The sequence below is a fragment of the Pseudomonas sp. PS1(2021) genome, from assembly GCF_020405165.1.
In the GTDB taxonomy this organism is placed as follows: domain Bacteria; phylum Pseudomonadota; class Gammaproteobacteria; order Pseudomonadales; family Pseudomonadaceae; genus Pseudomonas; species Pseudomonas aeruginosa.
On sequence record NZ_CP084484.1, the window covers coordinates 3499454 to 3522851 of the forward strand.

Annotated in this window: 24 protein-coding genes; 4 read left to right on the plus strand and 20 right to left on the minus strand. The window is 67.4% G+C overall.

Annotated elements, in window-relative coordinates; translation table 11 throughout:
- On the plus strand, positions 1-702 hold the full coding sequence (locus tag LE197_RS16715; RefSeq protein ID WP_003086389.1) for an ABC transporter ATP-binding protein: 702 nt from the start codon (positions 1-3) through the stop codon (positions 700-702).
- 76 nt (positions 703-778) lie between these two features.
- On the opposite strand, the gene LE197_RS16720 is transcribed toward LE197_RS16715, so the two are convergent.
- From LE197_RS16720 to LE197_RS16730, 3 genes are all read right to left on the minus strand, one after another.
- Entirely contained in the window at positions 779-3073 is a 2295-nt protein-coding gene (locus LE197_RS16720; protein WP_023109081.1) for a hypothetical protein, read from the minus strand.
- Positions 3074-3109: 36 nt separating this feature from the next.
- Positions 3110-5020, minus strand: a complete 1911-nt coding sequence (locus LE197_RS16725; RefSeq protein WP_073666631.1) for an ATP-binding protein — start codon at positions 5018-5020, stop codon at positions 3110-3112.
- 98 nt (positions 5021-5118) lie between these two features.
- The gene (locus tag LE197_RS16730; RefSeq protein ID WP_003082110.1) at positions 5119-6033 is read right to left on the minus strand and encodes a LysR family transcriptional regulator; all 915 of its coding nucleotides are present in this window, start codon (positions 6031-6033) and stop codon (positions 5119-5121) included.
- 105 nt (positions 6034-6138) lie between these two features.
- On the opposite strand from LE197_RS16730, the gene LE197_RS16735 reads away from it, so the two are divergent.
- Positions 6139-6738: a short chain dehydrogenase gene (locus LE197_RS16735; RefSeq protein ID WP_010792069.1), complete on the plus strand. Its 600-nt coding sequence runs from the start codon at positions 6139-6141 to the stop codon at positions 6736-6738.
- Positions 6739-6748: 10 nt separating this feature from the next.
- Here the strand turns inward: LE197_RS16735 and LE197_RS16740 are convergent, their stop codons facing one another.
- Positions 6749-7147 (minus strand): DUF488 domain-containing protein, encoded by a 399-nt coding sequence (locus LE197_RS16740; protein ID WP_003116310.1) that lies wholly within the window; start codon positions 7145-7147, stop codon positions 6749-6751.
- Positions 7148-7241: 94 nt separating this feature from the next.
- On the opposite strand from LE197_RS16740, the gene LE197_RS16745 reads away from it, so the two are divergent.
- Positions 7242-7907 (plus strand): COG3650 family protein, encoded by a 666-nt coding sequence (locus LE197_RS16745; RefSeq protein ID WP_003082099.1) that lies wholly within the window; start codon positions 7242-7244, stop codon positions 7905-7907.
- Positions 7908-7937: 30 nt separating this feature from the next.
- Here the strand turns inward: LE197_RS16745 and LE197_RS16750 are convergent, their stop codons facing one another.
- From LE197_RS16750 to LE197_RS16800, 11 genes are all read right to left on the minus strand, one after another.
- Entirely contained in the window at positions 7938-8189 is a 252-nt protein-coding gene (locus LE197_RS16750; RefSeq protein ID WP_003082096.1) for a hypothetical protein, read from the minus strand.
- Positions 8186-8707, minus strand: coding sequence for a GNAT family N-acetyltransferase (locus tag LE197_RS16755; RefSeq protein WP_003082093.1), 522 nt, complete (start codon positions 8705-8707; stop codon positions 8186-8188). The genes LE197_RS16750 and LE197_RS16755 overlap by 4 nt, the downstream gene beginning before the upstream one ends.
- A gap of 10 nt (positions 8708-8717) precedes the next feature.
- Positions 8718-9815: a PLP-dependent cysteine synthase family protein gene (locus LE197_RS16760; protein WP_023109083.1), complete on the minus strand. Its 1098-nt coding sequence runs from the start codon at positions 9813-9815 to the stop codon at positions 8718-8720.
- A 10-nt stretch (positions 9816-9825) separates the two neighbouring features.
- Positions 9826-10731: a DMT family transporter gene (locus LE197_RS16765; protein ID WP_003082086.1), complete on the minus strand. Its 906-nt coding sequence runs from the start codon at positions 10729-10731 to the stop codon at positions 9826-9828.
- 112 nt (positions 10732-10843) lie between these two features.
- The gene (locus tag LE197_RS16770) at positions 10844-11191 is read right to left on the minus strand and encodes a Na+/H+ antiporter subunit G (protein WP_003082083.1); all 348 of its coding nucleotides are present in this window, start codon (positions 11189-11191) and stop codon (positions 10844-10846) included.
- On the minus strand, positions 11188-11457 hold the full coding sequence (locus LE197_RS16775) for a K+/H+ antiporter subunit F (protein ID WP_003082079.1): 270 nt from the start codon (positions 11455-11457) through the stop codon (positions 11188-11190). The genes LE197_RS16770 and LE197_RS16775 overlap by 4 nt, the downstream gene beginning before the upstream one ends.
- Positions 11442-11966 carry a Na+/H+ antiporter subunit E gene (locus tag LE197_RS16780; RefSeq protein ID WP_003082074.1) on the minus strand — a complete coding sequence of 175 codons (525 nt, stop codon included), beginning with the start codon at positions 11964-11966 and terminating at the stop codon, positions 11442-11444. The genes LE197_RS16775 and LE197_RS16780 overlap by 16 nt, the downstream gene beginning before the upstream one ends.
- Positions 11963-13462: a monovalent cation/H+ antiporter subunit D gene (locus LE197_RS16785; RefSeq protein ID WP_023109084.1), complete on the minus strand. Its 1500-nt coding sequence runs from the start codon at positions 13460-13462 to the stop codon at positions 11963-11965. The genes LE197_RS16780 and LE197_RS16785 overlap by 4 nt, the downstream gene beginning before the upstream one ends.
- Positions 13459-13797 (minus strand): Na+/H+ antiporter subunit C, encoded by a 339-nt coding sequence (locus tag LE197_RS16790; protein ID WP_003082068.1) that lies wholly within the window; start codon positions 13795-13797, stop codon positions 13459-13461. The genes LE197_RS16785 and LE197_RS16790 overlap by 4 nt, the downstream gene beginning before the upstream one ends.
- The gene (locus tag LE197_RS16795; protein ID WP_003082059.1) at positions 13797-16598 is read right to left on the minus strand and encodes a monovalent cation/H+ antiporter subunit A; all 2802 of its coding nucleotides are present in this window, start codon (positions 16596-16598) and stop codon (positions 13797-13799) included. The genes LE197_RS16790 and LE197_RS16795 overlap by 1 nt, the downstream gene beginning before the upstream one ends.
- A 328-nt stretch (positions 16599-16926) precedes the next feature.
- On the minus strand, positions 16927-17391 hold the full coding sequence (locus LE197_RS16800; RefSeq protein ID WP_003082056.1) for a glycine zipper 2TM domain-containing protein: 465 nt from the start codon (positions 17389-17391) through the stop codon (positions 16927-16929).
- A 187-nt stretch (positions 17392-17578) separates the two neighbouring features.
- Here LE197_RS16800 and LE197_RS16805 point away from each other — a divergent pair, with 187 nt between their 5' ends.
- On the plus strand, positions 17579-17821 hold the full coding sequence (locus tag LE197_RS16805) for a hypothetical protein (protein ID WP_003082053.1): 243 nt from the start codon (positions 17579-17581) through the stop codon (positions 17819-17821).
- Here LE197_RS16805 and LE197_RS16810 read toward each other — a convergent pair.
- The 5 genes from LE197_RS16810 to LE197_RS16830 all read right to left on the minus strand — a co-directional run bounded on the left by LE197_RS16810 (position 17800) and on the right by LE197_RS16830 (position 23252).
- Complete coding sequence (locus LE197_RS16810; protein ID WP_003082051.1) at positions 17800-18945, minus strand: glycerate kinase; 1146 nt, start codon at positions 18943-18945, stop codon at positions 17800-17802. The genes LE197_RS16805 and LE197_RS16810 overlap by 22 nt on opposite strands.
- Positions 18946-18986: 41 nt before the next feature.
- Positions 18987-20345, minus strand: coding sequence for a GntP family permease (locus LE197_RS16815; RefSeq protein WP_003086363.1), 1359 nt, complete (start codon positions 20343-20345; stop codon positions 18987-18989).
- Between the two features lie 159 nt (positions 20346-20504).
- Positions 20505-21617 (minus strand): CdaR family transcriptional regulator, encoded by a 1113-nt coding sequence (locus LE197_RS16820; RefSeq protein WP_003123179.1) that lies wholly within the window; start codon positions 21615-21617, stop codon positions 20505-20507.
- Positions 21618-21624: 7 nt separating this feature from the next.
- Positions 21625-22272, minus strand: a complete 648-nt coding sequence (gene pdxH, locus LE197_RS16825; protein ID WP_003086357.1) for a pyridoxamine 5'-phosphate oxidase — start codon at positions 22270-22272, stop codon at positions 21625-21627.
- Positions 22273-22370: 98 nt separating this feature from the next.
- Positions 22371-23252, minus strand: coding sequence for an OmpA family protein (locus LE197_RS16830; protein ID WP_003082037.1), 882 nt, complete (start codon positions 23250-23252; stop codon positions 22371-22373).
- Between the last annotated feature and the right edge of the window lie 146 nt (positions 23253-23398).

The window sequence follows — 23398 nt, forward strand, 5'->3', positions numbered from 1 at the left end:
ATGCTGAGTTTCGACAAGGTTTCCACCTACTACGGCAAGATCCAGGCGCTGCACGACGTCAGCGTGGAAGTGAAGAAGGGCGAGATCGTCACCCTGATCGGCGCCAACGGCGCCGGCAAGTCGACCCTGCTGATGACGCTCTGCGGCTCGCCGCAGGCGGCCAGCGGCAGCATCCGCTACGAAGGCGAGGAACTGGTCGGCCTGCCCTCCTCCACCATCATGCGCAAGAGCATCGCGGTGGTCCCGGAAGGCCGCCGGGTCTTCTCCCGCCTGACGGTGGAAGAAAACCTGGCGATGGGCGGCTTCTTCACCGACAAGGACGACTACCAGGTGCAGATGGACAAGGTGCTGGAACTCTTCCCGCGCCTGAAGGAACGCTACGAACAGCGCGCCGGGACCATGTCCGGCGGCGAACAGCAGATGCTCGCCATCGGCCGCGCGCTGATGAGCAAGCCAAAGCTGTTGCTGTTGGACGAACCTTCGCTCGGCCTGGCGCCGATCATCATCCAGCAGATCTTCGAGATCATCGAGCAGTTGCGTCGCGAAGGCGTCACCGTGTTCCTCGTCGAGCAGAACGCCAACCAGGCGTTGAAGCTCGCCGATCGCGCCTACGTGCTGGAGAACGGCCGGATCGTCATGCACGACACCGGCGCCGCCCTGCTGACCAACCCGAAGGTGCGCGACGCCTACCTCGGCGGCTGAGCACCGTCCCGCCGGAGACTTCAGCGCATACGAAAACGGCCCTCACGGGCCGTTTTTTTATGCCGAGGCGTACCGGCTACAGGCCGTAGCGCTCGATAGCGTCCAGGTGCGGCTGGGTGTCGACCTCCGCCGCTTCCGCCAGGCGCAGCCAGCACATGCGGTGCGGCCATTGCCCGGTGGCCTCCTGCAACGCCTGGTGCAGGTCGCGCGGCGCCTGCTGCGCGGGTGTCGCGACGGTGAAGTAGATCGCCCGCAGTTCCTCGCCGCTGCTGGCATCGGTGACCTGGTAGTCGCGGTTGCTGTGCACCCAGACCTTCCAGCCGCGCGCGTCGAGCGTTTCGCGGAAGGCGTCGAAGGCCTCGTCGCCCGGATAGACGCCGTCCACCAGCCAGCTCGGCGAGTAACCACCGCTCTCGAGGACGTGCACCACCGCATAGGTGGGAACGAAACGCTTGCGCTCCTCCTCGTCTTCCGGAGCCGGATAGATCAGGCCGGCGTCGAACACCACCCAGTCACCGACCCGCTGGCTGCGATTGCCCGGCGCGTTCTCGAGGACCCGCGCGGTCACCGGGCCGGTGCGCCGGGCGTAGTAGTCGAGCGCTTCGCCATCCTCGATGTAGCGGACGATCACCCAGCCCCAGTCTTCCTCGATCGGTCCGTCGCCGGCGGCGAACTCCATGCCCATGCCGGCAGCGACCTCGCGCAGCATCGTCCAGTCGCGCGCGGCGCTGGCGGCGGTCATCTGGTCCCACTGCACCGACTGCGGCTCCTCCAGCTTGCCGGCCAGACGCTGGTAGGCCAGCGCCGCCTCGGCGAAGCGATCCTGCTCCATCAGCGCCTTACCCAGCAGGCTGTGGGCTCCCAGCGAGCCGGGAGAAATTTCCAGCACCGATTGGCAGGCGCGCTCCAGCTCCGGCCAGTCGTTGAGTTTCTCGGCCAGCTTGACTTCGCTCCACAGCGCGATCAGCGGCACGCTGTCGGCGTAGAGCCGGCCGAGGCGCTTGACCTGGTCGTACTCGCCGCGGGCCAGCAAGGCATTGAGCAGGTAGTAGGCCAGTTGCTGCTCCTCGTCGGTGTGGCGCTCGACGTACTCCCAGAGCAGGTCGATGGCCTCGTCGTCGGCGGAGCAGGCCTGTAGCGCCGAGGCGGCCACTTCGCGCAAGGCGGTGTCGTCGGGCCGCTCGGCCAGCGCCTGGAGCAGCCACTGCACTTCTTTCTCCGGGTTGCGCGGCGCGTCTTCGCTGCCCTGCGCAGCCAGCCAGTCGAGCAACTCCGCAGCCGGCACCGGCAGCTCCTGCTGCTGCGGCGCGGCATCGATCTCCTCCCTCAACCCGGCTAGCAACTGGCTGGCGCCCCGATCGCGCTGCAACTGTTGAGCATGCTGTTCGGCCAGCGCCAGGTGGCGCCTGGCGCTCCATACCGAACCGCGTTGCAACGCGAGGCGGATGGCCTGGCTGGCAACATCGATGACCACCCGGTGCGCGCCCTTCTGCGAGTAGTGTTCGAGCATCTGCTGCAGGCGCCCGCCGAAGTCCCAGGTGTTGCGCTCAGGGGTCCGTTGCAGCAGCAGGTAGACGGCGCGCAGCCAGATCGTACGATAGCGCGGGGCAATCTCGGAGAACGGCAGCAGCACCTCCAGGGCCTCCTCGTCGCGCCCCAGCAACGCCAGGCCGTGGGCCTTGTACAGACGCCGCGGCTGGCTGATGTTGTTCCACTCCGCGCCCTCGACCTTCTCCTCCATCTCGCCGATCAGGGCCAGCGCCTGTTCCGCGCGCCCCAGGTTCAGCAGGATCGCCACGCGCATCTCCAGGAGGCTGTCGAATACCTCCTCGCCGGCGGCGAGGATCTTCTTCTCCTGTTCGGCCAGGAAGGCCAGGGCATCTTCGCCGCGCCCGTCGTCGAGCAGCGCCTCGGCCTTCTCGTTGCTCAGACAGTGGAAGCAGGCCCAGGTCGGGTCGATCCGCGCCAGGGTCTCGTCGCACACCTCGATGCGTTCCTCCACCCAGCCCGGGCCGTCGACGTTGGCGTAGCACGACGCCAGGTCCTGGGTCACGCAGACCGACTGCGGGCAGGCCTGGGTGTCGTCGCGGTTGGCCAGTTCGAACAGGGAAACGGCGTCGGCCAGGGCGGTCTCACCCTCCAGTTGGTTGCCGACCCGGTTACGCATTTCCCAGTGGCGGACGAAGATTTCCAGCCACGGGTTGTTCAACGTCCGGCTCAGCGCCTTGACCTCCGGCAACAGCGCCTCGGCGCGCTCCACCTCGAGGTCGCAGACGTACGCGGTGAGTTCGTCGATCAGCCGCGCACTCTGCTCCTGGCCGGCCTCACGCAGGTCGGCGCGGAGCTTCTCCACCCAGTTCCAGATATCCATATGCTTCAGTCTCCATCAGGCGTGTTGCGAATTTTCTTATTGCCCCAGCAGGCGCTTCACCGAATCGGCGAGTCCGGCCAGGGCCTGGTTCAGCGAGGTCGCGGGCTGGCCGCGTCCCTGTCCGGCGATGATCACTTTGAACGAGCGCAGCAGCAACGCCGCATGGGCCGCTTCGTCGCGTTCCTCGCCGACGGCCGCGAGCAGCGCCTGCACCGCCGGATTGTCGAGGTTGACGTAGAGCCGGCTCGGCTGGCGATTGTCGAGCTTGCGGGTGAACTGCCGAGCCAGGCGCAACGCCGCGGTGGAAATACGCTTGTCGGCCTCGTCGTCCTCCAGTCGCCGCTTGAGTTCGGCGTCGCGGTCGGGCACCACCACAAGCGGCAATTCCTCGGGGCTGAAGCGGGCGATCACCAGTTGCTCCTCGGCGCCGCCCAGGTGTTCGGCCAGCCAGCCGGTCTCGCGCTCGGGCAGTCGGTCGAGGCGGAACAACTGGCGGTTGCCCTGCTCGGTGCCCAGCTCCACCAAGCGCATCCCCTTGGCCTGCGCCCAGCGACGGAGGAAGGGTACTACCGCATAGCGATTGCCATGGGCCACCGGTACGCCCATGGCACGGAACAGCATTTCCTCGAAGCCGCTGTCGTTGTCCAGCAGCACATGCACCGCTCCGCGCGAAAGGAGTTCGGAAGCCGGGAGGTCGCCCTGGGAGGTGGGTACGCGCAGGCTGTCCATCATCAGCGCGAACAGACGCTCGTCGCACAACGCCGCTCCCAGCAGGGCCTCGTTGTGCCGCAGCAGGACCCGCCGCCAGGCCTCCGGCTGCTGCCGCGCCACCTCGCCGAGCCCGGCGATCAGCGCCTCGGCCAGCGCATGCTGGATCGCCGCGTAATGGTCGTCACGCTGCAGGTCCTCGCGGCTGGCGGTGGGCGTCAGGCGGTTCGACTCGATCACCCCGCCGACGAACCCGGCCCAGGACGGCAGCAGGTCGCGGGCGTCATCGTCGAGCAGCATGCCGCGAAGGAATACCGAGAGATTGCGGTTGTCGCTGGTGCCATAGGTGCCGCCGTCCTGGATCCACAGCAGGCCCTGCACGTCGACCCGCTCGTCCGGGCGCACCGGCAGGCAGCAGATCGGTTCGAAGTCATGTTCGAAACGCGCGGCGAACTCCAGGTCGCGGCGCTGCCGTTGCAGCGGGTGCAGCGCGGCGTCGGCGGCCAGCCGCCACGGCGGCGGCTCCGGGTTGATCGACTGGGCGTCGCCGCCGACGTGGATCGGCTCGCGCAGCAGCACGCAGTAGCGTTCGAGGATCTCGCGCAGGCGCGCGGCCTGGGTCAGCGCACTGTATTCGTCCTGCAGTTCGAGGGTGATCTCGGTACCCACCAGGCGCGCCGGCATCGGCGTCACGCTGTATTGCTCGGCGTTGCTGGAGACGTAGCAGAAGCCCAGTTCCGGCTGCTGGTAGGACGTGGTCCGCACGCTGACCCGGCGGGCCAGGACGAAAGCGGAGAGGAAGCCCAGGCCGAACATGCCGATCAGCCCGCTGTCCTCGTGGCCGGACTGGCGCAGTCCACGGGTGTAGCCGACGCCGACGGTGGCCAGGTAGGCGTGGATTTCGTGCTCGGTGAGCCCGGCGCCGGTGTCGACGATGCGCACGGTGTTGCTGGCACTGTCGCCGATCACCTCGATTCGCGACGGCCCTTGCCAGTCGGGCTGCTCCAGGCGGCGACGGAGGATCGAGTCGTGGGCGTTCTGCACCAGCTCGCGCAACGCCACGGTGGGCGTGGAATAGAGGTGCTTGCTGAGCACCGACATCACGCCGTTGAGGTCGACTCCGGCGCGACGGATCTGGGGAGTGTTCGATTGCGGAAAGCTGCTTTGCATGTCCCTATCCAAGCGTTCGATGAATGGCGTCCGCTCGCACGCGAGCGGTCCGGTGCGGGATTCTGCCACGTTCCGTCACGTTCCTTGTGCAACGACGTGCCCGCGATGAGCTTCAGGCCGCATGGAAGCGGCCCGGAGTGCAATAGAGCCGCGTCGCGGCGAAATGTTCAACCCTCCAGGCCGATCAATTGTCGCCGGCTGCGCTCGAACCAGTCGAGCAGGTAATCGGCGAGTACCTGGGTGCGCCGCGGCAGGCCGCCCTGGAACGGATGGACGAGGAACATCGGCGTGCTGCGCGTCTGGTAGTCGCGCAGCAACCAGGCCAGGCGGCCGTCGCCCAGTTCGTCGTGGACCATGTATGACGGCAGCCGGGCGATGCCGGTGCCGGCCAGCGCGGCTTTCTTCAACAGGCTGTAGTGGTTGCTGGCGAGAAAGCCGGCAACCCGTACCCGCTCCAGCCGATGGTGGCGGTGATAGAGCCACTCCTCGTGGCCGCTGTAGTGCGAGTTCAGCAGGCACTCGCGCTCGGCCAGCTCGGCCGGGCGTTGCGGCTCGCCGTGTCGCGCCAGGTAGGCAGGACTGGCGCAGGTGATTTCCTGCAGGACGAACAGCGGCCGCGCCACCAGCCGGGCGTCCTGCTCGACCCCAGAGCGAATCGCCAGGTCGAAGCCCTCACCAACCAGGTCGCGCAGGCCGTTGTACAGGTCCAGCTCGACGCGCAGCAGCGGATGGCGTTCCTGGAAGTCCTCCAGCAGTGCATCGAACAGGGTCTCGCCCAGCGAGACCGGGAGGGTCACCCGCACCCGTCCTTCCGCTCGCTCCTGCAAGCGCGCCACCGCCTGCCGCGCGCGCTCGGCCTGCACCAGCAAGGCCTGCGCCTCGGGCAGCAGCGCGGCGCCGGCGGCGGTCAGCGAAAGACGGCGGGTGGTGCGGTGCAAGAGGGTCACGCCGAGCTTCTGCTCGAGGACGCCAATGCGCTTCGACAGTTGGCCCTTGCTGCAACCGAGACGCTCGGCGGCGCGGGTGAAACTGCCCAGGTCGTGGAGTACGGCGAAGGCGGCGAGATCGTCCAGGTCCTTCACGATTGTTTCCCTATGAAAACGGTAGGTTGTCGATTGACAGGATTATCCATGGCAAAAGCGACTCTACACTGGAAACCACTCACCTTCACTCAACGAGAGGCCTGTATGAAAATCATCCTGATCGGCGCCAGCGGCACCCTTGGCAAGGGTATCGACAAAGAACTCTGCGAGCGCCACGAGATCGTCCGGGTAGGCAACAGCAGCGGCGATTTCCAGGTCGACATCAGCGACTCAGACTCCATTCGCGCCCTGTTCGAGAAAACCGGTCGCTTCGACGCGCTGGTCGCCGCGGTCGGCAAGGTGCACTTCGGCGCCCTGGAGGAAATGGGCGAGGCGCAATACCAGCTCGGCCTGCGCGACAAGCTGATGGGCCAGGTCAACCTGGTACTGCTCGGCCGCGAGTACGCCAACGACGGGGGCTCCTTCACCCTCACCAGCGGCGTGCTCGCCGAGCAGCCGATCCGCTTCGGCAGTTCGGCGAGCATGGTCAACTGCGCCGTCGAGGGCTTCGTCCGCGGCGCAGCCCTGGAGTTGCCGCGCGGCCTGCGCATCAACGCCGTCAGCCCGACCGTGGTCAGCGAGGCGCTGCCCGGCTACGCGCCCTACTTCCGTGGCTTCAAGCCGGTTCCGGCGGCGGACGCCGCGCTGGGTTACGCACGCAGCGTGGAAGGCGCGCAGACCGGCCAGGTGTACCGCATCTGGTAAGCGATATTTCTCAGGAGAGGCGGTCGGCGTAGCAGGTCGGCGAACTGCCCGGCTGCTGGCGGTCCAGCTCCTCCTCGAGGAACTCGGCCAGCACCACGGCATTGTTGTGCTGCTGGTCGTGGGCGCCGTAGAGCAGCGTCAGGGTGCCCTCCCGAGCGCTGTCGAGCAGGCCCCACCAATGTTCCGGGTGCGCCTGCAACTCGGCGCGGTAGTGTTCGCGGAAGCTGTCGAAGAGTGCCGGATCGTGGCAGAACTGCTTGCGCACCTCGTTGGAGGGCGCCACGTCCTTCAGCCAGTCGTCCATGGCCAGGGCTTCCTTGCGGATGCCGCGCGGCCACAGCCGGTCCACCAGTACGCGCCGGCCATCGGCGGGCGACGCCGGTTCGTATACACGCTTGCATTGGATCATCGATCGACTCCCTGGTTGCGATGAAGTCCGATCCGGACTTGAGCTAGGCCCGGACGCTCGGTAACGTGGGCGCATTTTCGATGGAGTCTTCCCTATGCGCCCTGCCCGTCTGCTGGTCTACAGCCTGCTCCCCTTGTTCGCCGCCTGCCAGGTGTGGAAGCCCGAATCGCCGAGCACCAGTGTAGACACCCGCTTCCAGGGCGAACTGGTGAAGATCAACGGCGCGCTGCAATTCCGCCCCTGTACCGAGAAGCGCCTGTTCAGCATCGAGGACGTGGCCAATACCGGCCTGCGCCGCGAAGCCGACAGCCTGTTCGACGACGGCGCCCAGGGCCTGTTCGTCGACCTGCGCGGCACCATGGGACCGGCCAAGGTCCGCGGTACCGACGGCAAGCTGGAGGTCAGCCGACTGTACCGCGTGCAGAACGAGGGCCCCGGCTGCGACGACCCGAACTTCAAGCTGCTGACCTTCGCCGCCAACGGCAACGAACCCTTCTGGAGCGCCAGGGTGAACAATCAGGGCCTGCGCCTGGACCGCCCCGAACACGAGACCCTGGCCTTGCCTTACGTCGCCGAGGAACTGCCGAACGGCAGCACCAGCTATTCCAGCGAGGCGAACGGCAAGAAGGTCGAATTGTGGATCGCCCCGTCGTCCTGCACCGACAGCATGAGCGGCGCCTTCAGCAGCTACTCCGCCGAACTGCGCATCGATGGCGAGACGCTGCGCGGCTGCGCCTATCCGGGCGCACTGGGCAAGTGAAGCGAGGGGCCGCGCAGCGGCGGCCCTTCCCTACAAGAGCAGTCCGGCCTGCTCCAGGCGCCGCCGCAGCGCCGTCAGGCCGCCCTCGTATTCCCAGTAGGCGACGCGCCCGTGGGAGGCGCTGACCAGCAGGTATTTCTCGCTGATCGACTGGATCCGTTCGATGCGCAGCAGTTTCTCGACGAAGCGTTCCTCGCCGATCTGCTCGACGATTTCCCGGTTGTCCGCGTCGTAGCCGTGGACCATGAAGGCGGCGCGCACCTTGAGGCGGATGAAACTCATCGCACGGCTCTGCGCTGGAGGGAAAGATTGCGATGGCACACTGTCGAGCGCCCCGAGCCGTTCGGTCGCCGCGCCGGATCGGCGTAGGTTTCCAGCTCGACGAAGCCGGCCTTGCGCATCATTCCCGCCGACGCCAGGTTCTCTTCGTGACGATCGATATAGACGTCCTCGATGCCTTCGTCGGCCAGTTGGGCCAGCACCGCCTCCAGCAACGCGCTGCCGAGCCCCTGGCCGGCCGCCGCCGGATGCACTACCGCCTCGCAGATGTAGGCCCGCGGCGCATCGGCACGCTGCGGCTGGTAATGGGCGAAATCCTCGGTGCGACGGAAGCTGGCGAACCCCAGCAGCCGATCGTCGCGCTCGGCCAGGACGGCACGTACCTCGCCGTCGGCGATGGCTCGCAGATGCGCACGCACCCCCTCCTCCGGCAAATGGTTCCAGGGATTCGGCCCGTGGCGCAGCAACAGGTCGGTCATGGCCTCGATATCGCCGGTTTCGGCAGCTCGCAAACGGTGCATATCCACTCCTTCAAAGTCCAGCCACCAGCAGCCCGTCGGGCAACGCCACGCTCCGCTCGATGCAGGCAGCCAGCGCCTCGACCAGGGGTTCCAGCGCATAGCCCTGCCTGGCCAGCCAGACCGGATCGTAATAGGTGGTCGCATAGCGTTCGCCGCCGTCGCAGAGAATCGCCACCAGCGAACCCTTCTCGCCGGCCGCGACCATTTGCCGTGCGGCCACCAGGGCGCCGATCAGGTTGGTTCCGCTGGAGCCGCCGACCCGCCGCCCCAGGCGTCGGGCCAGGTAATGCATGGCCGCCAGCGACCAGGCGTCCGGCACCTTGACCATCGCGTCGATCACTTCCGGCAGGAAGGACGCCTCGACCCGCGGCCGGCCGATGCCCTCGATCCGCGAACCGCAATCCAGGGTTAGGCCACGGTCGCCGCTGACATAGGCGTCGAAGAACACCGAACGCTCGGCGTCGGCGCAGAGTACCCGGGTGCAGTGCTGGCGATAGCGCACGTAGCGGCCGAGGGTCGCCAGGGTGCCGCCGGTACCGGGGCTGGAGATCAGCCAGGTCGGGGTCGGGTACGGCTCGTGGCGCATCTGCTGGAAGATCGATTCGGCGATGTTGTTGTTCGCCCGCCAGTCGGTGGCGCGCTCGGCATAGGTGAACTGGTCCATGAAATGGCCACCGCTCTCCCGCGCCAGGCGTTCGGACTCGGCGTAGATCTGGGTGGGGTCCTCCACCAGGTGGCTCTGGCCGCCGTAGAAGGCGATCTGGGCGATCTTTTCCTTCGAGGTGCTGGCCGGCATCACGGCGATGAAGGGCAGGCCCAGCAGGCGTGCGAAATAGGCTTCGGAAATCGCCGTGGAACCGCTCGATGCCTCGATCACCGGCGCGGCCGGCCTGAGCCAGCCGTTGCACAGCGCATAGAGGAACAGCGAGCGCGCCAGGCGATGCTTGAGGCTGCCGGTGGGGTGGCTGGACTCGTCCTTGAAGTACAGTTCGACGCCAGGCAGGCCGGGAGTCTCCAGGGGGATCAAATGGGTATCGGCGCTGCGCTGGAAATCCGCTTCGATGATGCGGATCGCCTCGCGGGCCCATTGGCGGTGGTCGACGGTCATGGAAACTCCTTCAGTTCAGGACGCCGGCCGGAGGCGGCGGCGGAGCGCTGCGCCACTGGCTGATGGCGACGCCGATGAAGACCAGGCCGGCAGCGAGCATCTGCGGGCCGTTGAGGGTTTCGCCGAGGAACAGCGCGGCGAATACCAGGGTGAAGACCGGGATCAGGTTGATGAAGCCCGAGGCCTGGCTGGCCGGCAGTCGACCGACGCCGAAGTTGTACAGGCCGTAGGCGCCCACCGTGACCACCACGCCGAGATACACCACCGCCTGGATCCCCAGCGCGCTGGGCTGGCTCGGCAGGTCGGCGCTGGCCAGCGCCAGCGGCAGGAAGAACAGCGTGCCGACGAAGGCCTGCATGGCGGTCAGGGCGAATGCCGAGTAGCGCGCCGAAAGGTGCTTCAGCAACAGGGTATAGCCGGTGGCGCAGAGCATCGCGAGAAGTTCGAAGAAGTTGCCCAGCAGCGGCTGCGGCGCGTGCAGGTCGGGCTCGCCGGCGAGGCTCAGCCAGATCGAACCGAGCACCGCCAGGCCAAAGCCGATCCAGGTCATCCGGCCGATCCGTTCGTGCAGCAGCAACCAGGCCCCCACCGCCACCAGCAACGGCAGCAGCGCGGTGATCATCCCGGCCTGGGCCGCGCTGGTGTATTGCAGGGCGAAGGATTCGCAGAGGAAGTACAGGCAGGGTTCGCAGACGGCCAGGCCGAGCAGGTACTTCCAGTCGCCCGGGCGGTAGTCGATGCGTCCGCGCCAGCGCCAGGCAACGAGGAACACCAGGCTACCGAGGGCCATGCGGCCGAAGATCACCCAGAGCGGCGGCAGTTCGCGGAAAGCGACCTTCAGCACCACGTACGAACTGCCCCACAGCGCCATCGCCAGGATCAGGCAGGCCAGGGCGAACCAGCGCGTCCGAGTCAAGGGAATCTCCACCACGGGCGCCGCGCGGCGCCGGAAAAAGGACTCCCAGTATAGGCGGCCGGCTAGCTGCGCCGACAGGCACAGAAAGCGGGCAAAACTGTTGCGCCGGGCCTCACTGCTCCCAGGGCTTGCCGCGAGTCTTCTTCTCCAGCGGCAACTGCTGCAGCACCGCGGCCTTGGCCAGCATGTAGGCGCTGACCGGGGCGCTGATGAAGAGGAACAGGCTGATCAGCAATTCGTGCAGGCTGATGCCCGCCTGGCGGTTGGAGAAATAGATCAGCGAGGCGACGATCACCCCGCCGACCCCGAGGGTGGTGGCCTTGGTCGGCCCGTGCAGGCGCATGAAGAAGTCCGGCAGGCGGTACAGGCCGATCGCGCCGATCAGGACGAAGGCGCTGCCCAGCAGGAGGAACGCCGAGACGATGATTTCCAGCCACAGGCTCAGGGGTTCGCCAGTCATTCGATGATGTCTCCGCGCAGCATGTATTTGGCCACCGCCACCGTACCGACGAAGCCGAGCACCGCGATCAGCAGCGCCGCCTCGAAGAACAGGTCGCTGTCGCGCCAGATGCCGTACAGCACCAGCAGGGCGATGGCGTTCACGTAGAGGGTGTCCAGCGCCAGCGCCCGGTCCGGCAGGCACGGCCCCTTGACCAGGCGCGCCAGGGTCAGCAACAGGGCCAGGCCGAGCAGCGCCAGGCACAGCGGGATCACGTAAGCGAGCATGGGAAGATCTCCTTCAGCGGCGCTTCGTAGCGTTGCTTGATCTCGGCGATCAGCGCCGCCTTGTCCGGCACGTCGAGGCCGTGCACCAGCAAGGTCTTGCGGTCGTCGCTGAGGTCCGACGACACCGACCCCGGGGTCAGCGAGACGATGCTCACCAGCACGCTGATGGCGAGGTCGTTCTCCAGCTCGATCGGCACCTCGACGAAGGCCGGACGCAAGCGCTCGATCGGTCCGAGGGTCAGGCGGGCGACCTGGATGTTGGCGACGAGGATGTCCCACATCACCAGCGCCAGCAGCTTCAGCAGCAGCAACGGATGCCACTCCTGGCTGCGCCCGACCAGCAGGCGGTTGGTCAGCAGCGGAATGCACACGCCGAGGAAGGCGCCGAGCAGCCAGTGGCCAATGGCGAAGGAATCCACCAGCAGCAACCAGACCAGCAACAGCAGGACACTAAGCACGGGATGAGGCAGTACGCGAAGAAGCGGACGCGGCAACGAGCGGCTGATCATGCGGCACCTCCGCGGGTGATGATCTGGCGATACAGGTCGAGGTCGTGCAACTGCGCCGCGGTGGCATGGACGTAGGCCAGCAGCGGCTTCGCGGCGAACACCAGCAACGGGCCGGCGGAGAGCAACAGGATGCAGGCGAACAAGCGGCCGTGGTCCAGTTCGGCGCTACCGAGCACGGTATGCCCGGTGCGCCAGAACAGCGTGCTGCCGGCCCGGCTCAACGCCACCAGCGCCACCAGGCCGCTGCCCAGTACCACGCTCCATAGGGCCAGCGCCTGGCTGCCGGGAGCGACCGACTGCAAAAGCATGACCTTGCCGAAGAACCCCGACAATGGCGGCAGACCGGCAACGGCGATGGCGCCGATGAAGAAAGCCCCGCCGAGCAACCGAGGATTCTGCAACGCCGGGCCCTGGACCAGGTCGCCGGCCTTGTCGCCGCGCTGGCGGGCGACCAGGTCGGCGAGCAGGAACAGGCCACCGGCGATCCAGGTACTGTGCAGCAGGTAGTACAGCGACGCCGCCAGCGCCCGCTCGCTGCCCAACGCCACGCCAGCCAGGAGGGTTCCGGCGGAGACCACCACCAGGTAGGCCAGCAGGCCTTGCAGGGTCCGCGCCGCCAAGGCACCGATCGCGCCCAGGCCGAGGGTCGCCAGGGCCAGCGGCCAGAGCCAGGCCTGCGCCAGGTTGGCCAGCTCGCCGGCGGCATCGCCGAAGACCAGCGTGTAGACCCGCAGGATCGAGTAGATGCCGACCTTGGTCATGATCGCGAACAGCGCCGCCACCGGCGCGCTGGCCGCGGCATAGGCGCGCGGCAGCCAGAAGTACAGCGGCAACAGCGCCGCCTTCAGGGCGAACACCACCAGCAGCAGGAGCCCGGCTGCCGCCAGCAGCGGCGCGCGCTCGGCATCTGCCATGGCGATCTTCTGCGCCATGTCGGCCATGTTCAGGGTGCCGGTGAGGCCATACAGGGTACCCACGGCGATCAGGAAGAACGCCGAGCCGACCAGGTTTAGGATCACGTAGTGCAAGCCCGAGCGCACCCGCTCCGCGCCGCCGCCATGCAGGAGCAACGCGTAGGAGGCGATCAGGAGTATCTCGAAGAACACGAACAGGTTGAACAGGTCGCCGGTCAGGAAGGCGCCGTTGATACCGAGCAGCTGGAACTGGAACAATGCGTGGAAATGCTTGCCCAGGCGGTCGTCGCCACGCAGCGCGTAGATCAGCGCGGCGCTGCCGAGCACCGCGGTGGCCAGCAGCATCAGGGCGGCGAGACGATCGAGCATGAGCACGATGCCGAACGGCGCGGCCCAGTTGCCCAGGGCATAGACGCTCAGGTCGCCGCTGGCGGCCGTACGTATCAGCAGCAGGCTCAGGGGGATCAGTGCCAGCGCCGCGAGCAACGACAGGCCGCGCTGCCAGCGCTCGGCCAGCGGCAACAGCAGCAGGCTGCCGGCAAACAGGGGGAGCAGGATCGGCAGGATCAGCCAATGGCTCATGGGCGCGGCTCCTCCTCGTCCGGGCGTCCATCTACGTGGTCGCTGCCGAGGTCACCGAGGCCACGCAGGGCCAGGACCACGACAAAGGCGGTCATGGCGAAGCCGATGACGATGGCGGTCAGCACCAGCGCCTGCGGCAACGGATCACCATACTCCCCGGGAGTGCCGATCACCGCGACGCTGCCGCCGAGCCGGCCCATGGCGAACAGGAACAGGTTGACCGCGTAGGAGATCAGCGTGAGACCGAGCACCACCGGGAAAGTCCTCGCCCGCAGCAGCAGGTAGACGCCGCTGGCGGTGAGCAGGCCGAGGGTGATGGCGAACAGGGCTTCCATCAGAGCGCCTCCTCTTGTGCGACGGGTTCAGGCATCAGGCTGAGCTTGCCGAGGTAGGACAGGATCAGCAGCGCGGCACCGACCACGGTGAGGTACACGCCGAGGTCGAACAGCATCGCCGTGGCCAGCTCGATCTCGCCGATCAGCGGCAACTCGAAGTGGCCGAACGCGGAAGTCAGGAACGGATAGCCGAACAGCCAGCTGCCGAGCCCGGTGAGCCCGGCGATCAGCACTCCGGCGCCAGCCATGGCCGCATAGTTCAGCGGCAGGCGCTGCTCGACCCACTGCGAGCCGCTGGCGATGTACTGCAGCACCAGGGCGATGGCAGTCACCAGGCCGGCGATGAAACCTCCGCCCGGCAGGTTGTGGCCGCGCAGGAAGATGAACACCGAGATCAGCAACGCCAGCGGCAGCAGCACCCGCGACAGGGTTTCCAGGATCAGCGGGTGCTTGGCGTGGGCCCAGTTGCGACCCTGCGGGTCGCAGGTCGGCTTGTGCAGGGCGAAACCGGCGAGCATCGCGTAGATGCCGACGCCGGCGATCGCCAGCACGCTGATCTCGCCGAGGGTATCGAAACCACGGAAGTCCACCAGGATGACGTTGACCACGTTGTAGCCGCCGCCCCCGGAGACGCTGTTCTCGACGAAGAATCCGGCGATGCTCTCGTAGGGCCGGGTCAGCACCGCGTAGGCCAGCAGCGCCACCAGCATGCCGACCCCGCCGGCCAGCGCCACGTCGCGCAAGCCGCGCAGGCTGGAGGACTCCGCCGGAGTGCGCGAGGGCAGGAAATACAGCGCCAGCATCAGCAGGACCATGGTCACCACTTCCACCGACAACTGGGTCAGCGCCAGGTCCGGGGCCGAGAAGCGAGCGAAGGCCAGGGCCACCAGCAGGCCGGCGACGCTGAGGATCAATAGCGCGACCAGGCGCATGCGATGGAACAGCGCCGTGGCCAGGCCGCTGAAGGCCAGCACCAGCATGCCCAGGGCGGTGATACCGTCCAGCGGGGTCAGGCCGCGCGAGCCGGTCAGCCTCGCCAGCGGTGCCAGCTCGACCGCCACCACGACCAGCGCCGCGCCCAGCAGCCAGGCCAGGTAGCGCTGCAGTGACCCGTTCTCCAGCCAGGCGGTCAGGCGCGCGGCCAGGGCCACCACACGTTGCACCTGCTGCTCGAAGACCAGCTTGGCGTCCACCTCCGGTAACCCGGCGTACCAGTTGAACAGCGGCTTGCGCAGGACATAGACCAGCACACCGCCAACCAGCGCCACCACGCTCATCAGCAATGGCAGGTTGAAACCGTGCCAGATCGCCAGGCTGTATTCCGGCAGTTGCCCGCCAAGGCTGGCACTGGCGGCGGCGGCCAGCAGCGGCGCCACGGTGTAGGCCGGCAGCATGCCGACCAACAGGCAGAGGAACACCAGGATCTCCACCGGTACCTTCATGTAGCGCGGCGGCTCGTGGGGCGGGAACTTCGGCAACCGGGCCGGCTCGCCGTTGAAGAACACGTCGTGGATGAAACGCAGCGAATAGGCCACCGAGAACACGCCGGCCAGGGTCGCCACCGCCGGCACCAGCCAGTTGAAGCTGCCCAGCAGGTTCTGGCTGAGGGTTTCGCCGAAGAACATCTCCTTGCTGAGGAAGCCGTTCAGCAGCGGCACCCCGGCCATCGCCAGGGAGGCGACGATGGCCAGCACCGCGGTATGCGGCAGGTACTTCCACATCCCGTTGATCAGGCGCATGTCGCGGCTGCCGGTCTCGTGGTCGATGATCCCGGCGGCCATGAACAGCGAGGCCTTGAAGGTCGCGTGGTTGATGATGTGGAACACCGCGGCGACGTTCGACAGCGGGGAGTCGAGGCCGAACAGCAGGGTGATCAGGCCCAGGTGGCTGATCGTCGAGTAGGCCAGCAGCCCCTTCAGGTCATGCTGGAACAGTGCCATGCCGGCCCCCAGCAACAGCGTCACCAGGCCGCTCAGGCTGACCAGGTAGAAGAACCACTCGGTGCCGGCCAGCGCCGGATACAGCCGGGCCAGCAGGAATACGCCGGCCTTGACCATGGTCGCCGAGTGCAGGTACGCGGAAACCGGGGTCGGCGCCGCCATCGCGTGGGGCAGCCAGAAATGGAAGGGAAACTGCGCCGACTTGGTGAACACGCCGAGCAGGATCAGTATCAGCACCAGCGGATACAGAGCGTGGGCGCGGATCAGCTCGCCAGCCGCGAGGACCTCGGTGAGTTCGAAGCTGCCGGCGATGTGGCCGAGCAGCAGCACCCCGGCCAGCAACGCCAGGCCGCCCCCTCCGGTAACGGTCAGGGCCATCCTCGCACCCTTGCGGGCGTCGGAACGGCTGCCCCAGAAGCCGATGAGCAGGAACGAGGACAGGCTGGTCAGCTCCCAGAAGAGCATCATCAGCAAGAGATTTTCCGCGAGCACCACGCCGAGCATGGAGCCCATGAACAGCAGCAGGAAAGCGAAGAAACGCCCCATCGGCTCCTGTTCGGAGAGGTAGTAGCGGGCGTAGAGGATCACCAGCAGGCCGATGCCGAGGATCAGCAGGGCGAAGAGGAAACCGAGGCCGTCCAGGCGCAGGCTGAGGTTGATGCCGATTTCCGGCAGCCAGGAATAGCTGGCGGTCAGGGTCTGCCCGGCGAACACCGTGCCGCGCTGTCCGAGCAACAGGATCAGGCCGATCAGCGGCGCCACGCCGGCGGACGCCGCGCACAAGGTGCGGCCGCCACGCTCGGCAAGCAGGGGCAACAACGCCCCCATGAACGGCAGCGCGATGATCAGCGCCAGAATCATGGGCTACTCCTCTTCGATGGCGGAGCCCCCGGCATGCCTGGCCGGCGGTGCTTCCCCGCGGTTGTCGGTGCGCGGCCGGATCGCCAGCAGCTCGAAGCCCCATCGGCCACCGGCAGGCGCGGCGCGACGGAACTACGATTATCGCAATCTATCGAACGAACGTCATGGATTGAATTATTACAAAATTCAGGCGTTCCGACTGCCGGAAAGCCGAAAAAAACTCTGCAACGGCAACGACTTGAAGCTTAGCAAGACAACGCCGGCAGTGGTTCGGCGCTACAACGAAAACGGCCGGCGAAATGCCGGCCGCGGGATAACGTGGGAAGAATCAGTGGGCGACGCGGCTGGTGCCGTTGACGGTCAGGATGCGCACGCGCTCGCCGACGCGGAAGATCTGGCCCTGGTCGACCTGCTGGACATAGGCGCGGGTGCTGCCGTCGTCTTCGCGCACGGTGATCTCGACGCCCTGGGTGCGCGTCAGGCCTTCTTCGGTAGCCGCGCCCAGCAGGCCGCCAGCGACCGCGCCGATGATGGCCGCGACGTAGCTGCCCTTGCCGCCGCCCACCGCGCTGCCGGCGACACCGCCGACGCCGGCACCGGCGATGGAACCGATCGGGGTCTTGGTGCCTTCGATCTTGACCGGGCGCAAGGCCTGGATGGTGCCCATGCGTACAGTCTGCACGGTACGGGCTTCCTCACGGCTGTAGGTATCGCCGGTGAGGCTGGATTGGCAGCCGCCAAGAGCCAGGGCCATGGCGGTGAAGGAAGCAACGATCAAGGCAGACTTGCGCATAACGGCATCTCCGAAAGGGATAACTGACGAATATTAGACTCTCCCGCAGCCGCTCCTGTCACCTGGCCGGCGCGAGATAATCGAATCGATTCAGCAATGGTACAGGTTCGTTCAGTTTCGACCGAACCCTCCCGCTTTCATCGGCGGGACCGATCGGCTAGGGTGAGCGCCCGCAGAAGGAACAGCCATGGACTATTTCATCATCGTCGTCACCACCGCCGCCGGCCTGTATTTCCACTGGTGGATCTACTGGCGCATCCGCCGCTGGATGGACCGCGACCTGGCGCTGTCATTCGCCGGCGACGACCCGCAAAAGCGTGACTATCTGTTACAGCGACTGGCCGAGGCCAAGGCCAGCAAGGTGAAGCGGCGCGACCTGCCGGCCTGGCTGGAGCGCGCCGCCGCCGACTACCCTTCCCGCGAAGCCTGAGCCAGGCGCCAGAGCCGGGCGATCTGCTCGGCGCGCGCCTCCAGTTCCGCCGCCGCTCCGGCACAGGCCTGCTCCAGGCTGATCGGTCCCGGCGCCAGGCTGAACGCCGCATCGATGCCGGCGTCGTGCAGGCGCTGGTAGCCGTCGCCCAGGCTGCCGGCCAGGGCTACCACGGGAACGCCGGCCTGGCGCGCGATCCGCGCCACGCCCACCGGGGTCTTGCCGTGCAGGCTCTGCGCATCCAGGCGGCCCTCGCCGGTCAGCACCAGGTCGGCACCGACCAGCGCATCGGCCAGCCCGGCCAGCTCCGCCACCAGTTCGATGCCTGGGCGGAAACGCGCGCGGAGGAATGCCCTCGCGGCGAAACCCAGGCCGCCGGCGGCGCCGACGCCCGGCACCCGGCTGAAGTCCTCGCCAAGGGTCGCCGCGACCACCTTGGCGAAGTGCGCCAGGGCGGCATCCAGTTGCGCCACCTGTTCGGCGCTGGCGCCCTTCTGCGGACCGAACACCGCCGACGCGCCGCGCGGCCCGCATAGCGGGTTGTCGACGTCTGCGGCGACTTCCACCGCGACATCCACCAGGCGCGGATCCAGCCCGCCCAGGTCGAGACTGTGCAGGCCAGCCAGCGCGGCGCCGCCGGGCGCCAGTTCCTCGCCGTCGGCAGCCAGGAAACGCACGCCGAGCGCGCCCAGCAGGCCGGCGCCGGCATCGTTGGTAGCGCTGCCGCCGAGGCCGAGGATAATCTTCCGCGCCCCGGCGTCCAGCGCCGCACGGATCAGCTCGCCAGTGCCACGGCTGCTGCTGCGCGTGGCGTCGCGGCGGTCGCGCGGGACCAGGTGCAAGCCGCTGGCGGAAGCCATTTCGATCACTGCGGTGGCGTCGTCCAGCCAGCCCCAGTGCGCCAGGGTCGGCTCACCGAGCGGGCCTTCGACACGGCATTCGCGACGTTCGCCGGCGGTGGCGGCGAGTACCGCATCGACCGTGCCTTCGCCGCCGTCCGCCAGTGGCCGCAGCAACACCTCGGCCTGCGGGAAGACTCGCCGCCAGCCGCGGGCGATAGCCTCGGCGACGTCGGGCGCGGACAGGCTTTCCTTGAACGAATCAGGAGCAATCACGATTTTCATCAGTCACCTCGCAGGGCCGGGAGTCCCCGGCCCCGCTTCAATCAGAGCAGCACAAGGCTGAGCAGCCATACCGCGAGCATACCGGCGATACCCTGGACCAGGGTCGCCAGGGTCTGGGCGCGATAGGCAGTGGATACGGTCATGCGGCTGAACTGTGTGACCACCCAGAAGAAGCTGTCATTGGCGTGGGACACCGTCATCGCTCCGGCACCGATCGCCATGACCGTCAGCACCCGGCCCATCTCGCTGTCCAGGCCGAGCTGCGGCAGCAGCGGAGCGACCAGCGCCGAGGTGGTGACCAGCGCCACGGTGGTCGAGCCCTGTGCGGTCTTCAGCGCGGCCGCCACCACGAACGGCATGAACAGGCCGATGCCCAACGCGGACAGGGTGCTGCCCAGGTAGTCGCCGAGCGGAGTGATCTTCAGCATCGCACCGAAGGCGCCGCCGGCGCCGGTGATCAGCAGGATCGGCGCGGCCGACTGGATGCCTTCCACCACGCGCTCATGGAATTCCTCGCGCTTGCTCTGGCCCTTGAGCAGGGTGCAGGCCAGCGCCAGGCCGACCAGCAGGGCGATCACCGGTTGACCGAGGAAGTTCAGGCAGGCGAACAGTACGCCCTCGCCCAGCGGCTTGCTCGGGAATACCGCGACCGAGCCAAGGCAGATCAACAGGATCGGTACGAAGATCGGCGCGAACGCCTGGGTCGCGCTGGGCAGCTTGCCGTAGCGGGCACGCAGCTCGCTGAAATCCTCTTCGGTCTGGACGACCTGGCCGTCGTCGACCAGGGGAATGTCCTTGCCGACGAAGCGATTGGCCCACCACATGCCGGCCATCGCGGTGACGAAGGCGACCACCAGGCCGACCACGATCACCAGGCCAAGGCTGGCGTCCAGGCCGAGGTTGCCGGCCGCGGCGATCGGTCCCGGGGTCGGCGGCACGAAGGTGTGGGTGGCGTAGAGACCGGTGGCCAGGGCCACGCTCATGGCGATGGTGGATATCTTCATCCGCGCCGCCAGGGCGTTCTTCAGCGAGTTGAGGATGACGAAGCCGGAATCGCAGAACACCGGGATCGACACCAGGTAGCCGATGATCGACATGGTCAGGGTCGGGAAGCGTTCGCCGAGCAGGCGGATCACGCTTTCCGCCATGGTGATCGCCGCACCGCTGCGCTCGAGGATCACCCCGATGATGGTGCCGAGCACGATGACGATGCCGATGTAGCCGAGGATGCTGCCGAAGCCGCCGGTAACGGTCTTGACGATTTCCGCCGTGGGTACCTGGTAGGCGAAGCCGGCGATCAGCGCGGCCGCCAGCAGGGCGAGGAACGGGTGCAGCTTGAGTCGCGTGGTGGACAGGACGATAAAGGCGATCAACGCCAGCAGGATCAGGACCAGGGTCATGAGCCGCCTCCTTGTTGTTATGGGTGTGGGATGGGCGCCCAGGGGCGGGTCATTTTCGCTCCGTCGGGACCGGACACGCCTTGTGCAACGGCCAGAGGAAGACGGCGCTGGAAGGGGAACATTTTGTGCGACTGCACAGTGAATCGATTGATCCGCCCGTTACCCGCGGCGCGGAACGAGCAATTGCAGCCCCAGCAACAATTGCTGGCGGTGCTCCAGGCGAGCGAGATCGAGCCCGCTGATCGAAGCGATGCGCTCCAGTCGGTAGCGCAGGCTGTTGCGATGGATTCCCAGCGCCTGGGCACAGGCCTGGGCGTGCCCGTCATGGGCGCACCAGGACTCCAGGGTAGCGGCCAGCGAACCTTGCGGATCGTGGTCGAGCAACCGCTGCAAGGGCGCCAGCAGCTGCCGCACCTGCCAACTGTCGCGCTGGCTGAACAGCAGGCTGGCGAGGCGGTGTCCGTCCAGGGTCACGACCCGCCGACCGGGCAACCGGCTGCGCGCATAGTCCAGCAGGTCGCGTGCGGCGCAGGCCGAGGCGCGCAGCTCGGCCAGGTCGTGCGCCGGGTCGCCGGCACACAGGCGCGCCACGCCCCAGCCGCGCGCGTCGGCGCGCTCCAGCCAGTGCTCGAGCGCATCTGCATGGGCTACCGGCCGGCACCAGAACACCAGGCGCTCGCCCAGCGCCGCGCTCCAGTGCTCCGCCCGGCCGCCGAGTGCCGCCAGCAGGCGAGCCTGGCAAGGCAGCGGATCGGCATGCTCGGGCAGCTCCAGGAAGACCGCCTGGCGCGGCCAGTGCATGGCCAGCCCCAGGTGTTCGGCATCGGCCGCCAGCGCCCCGAGGCCGTGGCCGGGATCGAGCAACTGGCGCAGCCAGGCTTCGTGACGCTGGCGTTGCCAGTGTCGCTCGTCCTGCATCTGGCGCTGTTCCATGAGCATTTCCGCTGCCATCCGCACCAGCTCGGCATAGGGCCGGACCACCTCCGGCGCGCCGGTGATGCCGAGCACGCCGACCAGCCGCTCGGCGTGCAGCAACGGCAGGTTCACCCCTGGCCGCACCCCGCGCAGGCAGGCGGCGGCCTGCTCGTCGATTTCCACCACCCGCCGGTTGGCCAGCACCAGTTGCGCCCCTTCGTGGCGGGTATGCAGGCGCGATGGATCGCCGCTGCCGATGATCATGCCCTGGGCATCCATCACATTGATGTTGTGCGGCAGGATCGCCATCGCCCGATCGACGATGTGCTGCGCCAGCGTCGAATCCAGTTCGAACATGGAGGACTCAGGGCGCCAGGCGTTCGCGCGACCAGCCGCCGTCCTGGCGTCGATAGTCGAGACGGTCGTGCAGGCGGCTCGGCCGCCCCTGCCAGAACTCGATGCGCTGCGGCAGGAGACGGTAGCCGCCCCAGTGCTCGGGACAGCTCGGCGGCTGGTCGGCGAAACGCCGCTCGGTGTCCGCGAGCAGCCGTTCCAGCTCGGCGCGATCGGCGATGACCCGGCTCTGCGGCGAGGCCCAGGCGCCCAGGCGACTGCCCAGCGGACGCACCTGGTAGTAGGCGTCGGATTCCTCGGGAGTGACCTTCTCGACGCTGCCTTCGATGCGCACCTGACGCTCCAGCGCCGGCCAGAAGAAGGTCATGGCCGCCCGCGGATTGGCCGCCAGTTGCCGGCCCTTGGCGCTTTCGTAGTTGGTGAAGAAGGTGAAGCCGCGCTCGTCGAGGCCCTTGAGCAGGAGGATACGGCAATGCGGATAGCCGTCGGCGTCGACGGTGGCCAGGGTCATGGCGTTGGGTTCGACCGGCAGGCGCTCGGTCTTCACCGCGTCGTCGAACCACTGGCGGAACAGGCTGAAGGGATCGCTAGGGGCGTTGGCCTCGCTGAGGCCATCGCGGGTGTACTCGCGGCGCATATCGGCCAGGGACTGGGTCATGGCGCATCTCCAGGGGGAAATGCGCCATAGCTTAACCGCAGACTCCGCCTCGCGCTTGATCCGGGACAATGGCGCCAAGCGCCCTGCCCCGGTTCGGCTCAGTTGCCCTGGGCCAGGGACAGCAGGCTGGCGCGCTGGGTATAGAGCACTTCGACGCGACGGTTCTGGGCACGGCCGGCGGCGCTGGCATTGTCCGCGCGGGGCATGTCGGAACCGACCCCCTTCAGGCGCAGCTGGTCGCCTTTCAGGCCGCTGAGGCGGAAGATCGCCGCCACCGACTGGGCACGCTCGAAGCTCAGCTTGTCGTTGACCGCCTTGCTGCCGGTGCTGTCGGTATGGCCGAGTACCAGAATACCGCTCTGCGGATCGGCCTGGGCCATCTTGGCGACCTTGCCCAGCGGGTTGAGGGTGATCGGCATCAGCATGGTATGGCGCTTGGGATTGAACGAGTAGTCGGCGGGGGCGATGACGATCAATGCGTTGTCGCGGCGTTCGAGGGTGAACTCGCTACCGGCGATCGCTTCGCGCAGGGCTTTCTCATGGGCATCCAGCCACTCCTTGGTGACCTTCTGCTGGACCAGTGCCGGCTTGCCCGACGCCTTGCTCGCCGAGCTGGCGCCGAACGGCCACCACCAGGGGTTGGCGGCCTTCGGCTCGGCTGCGGCGGCGACTTCTTTCTTCGCCGCGGCGATCTCGGCCTTCTGCTCCGCAGCCTTGGCGGCTACGTCCCGACCGCCTTCGTCCTTGCCGAACGGCCACCACCAGTGGCTGGAGCCGACATGCTCGGCTTCGGCCTTCTGTTCCGTGGCCTGCTTGGCGACGGTCTGTCCGTCGTCCTTGCCGAACGGCCACCATGAATGGCTGGAAGCCTGCTCGGCCGGAGCCTTGGCTGGCTGCGAGGAAGCGTCCTGGGTCTGGAAATAGCTGCAGCCGGAGGCGGTCATGCAGAGAAGAAGCGTCGAGGTCTTAAGCAGTTTCATACGTCGGGGTCCGTTGGAAGTGAAAGAAGGCGAGCCCGATGGAACATTCGGCTCAACCGCCGGTCACATCGCAGCGATGCCGGAGTCGATCCACTGCCCCGGCAACGCCCTATCTCATACGACGCTTTAGATTGTGTCGCTAAGCC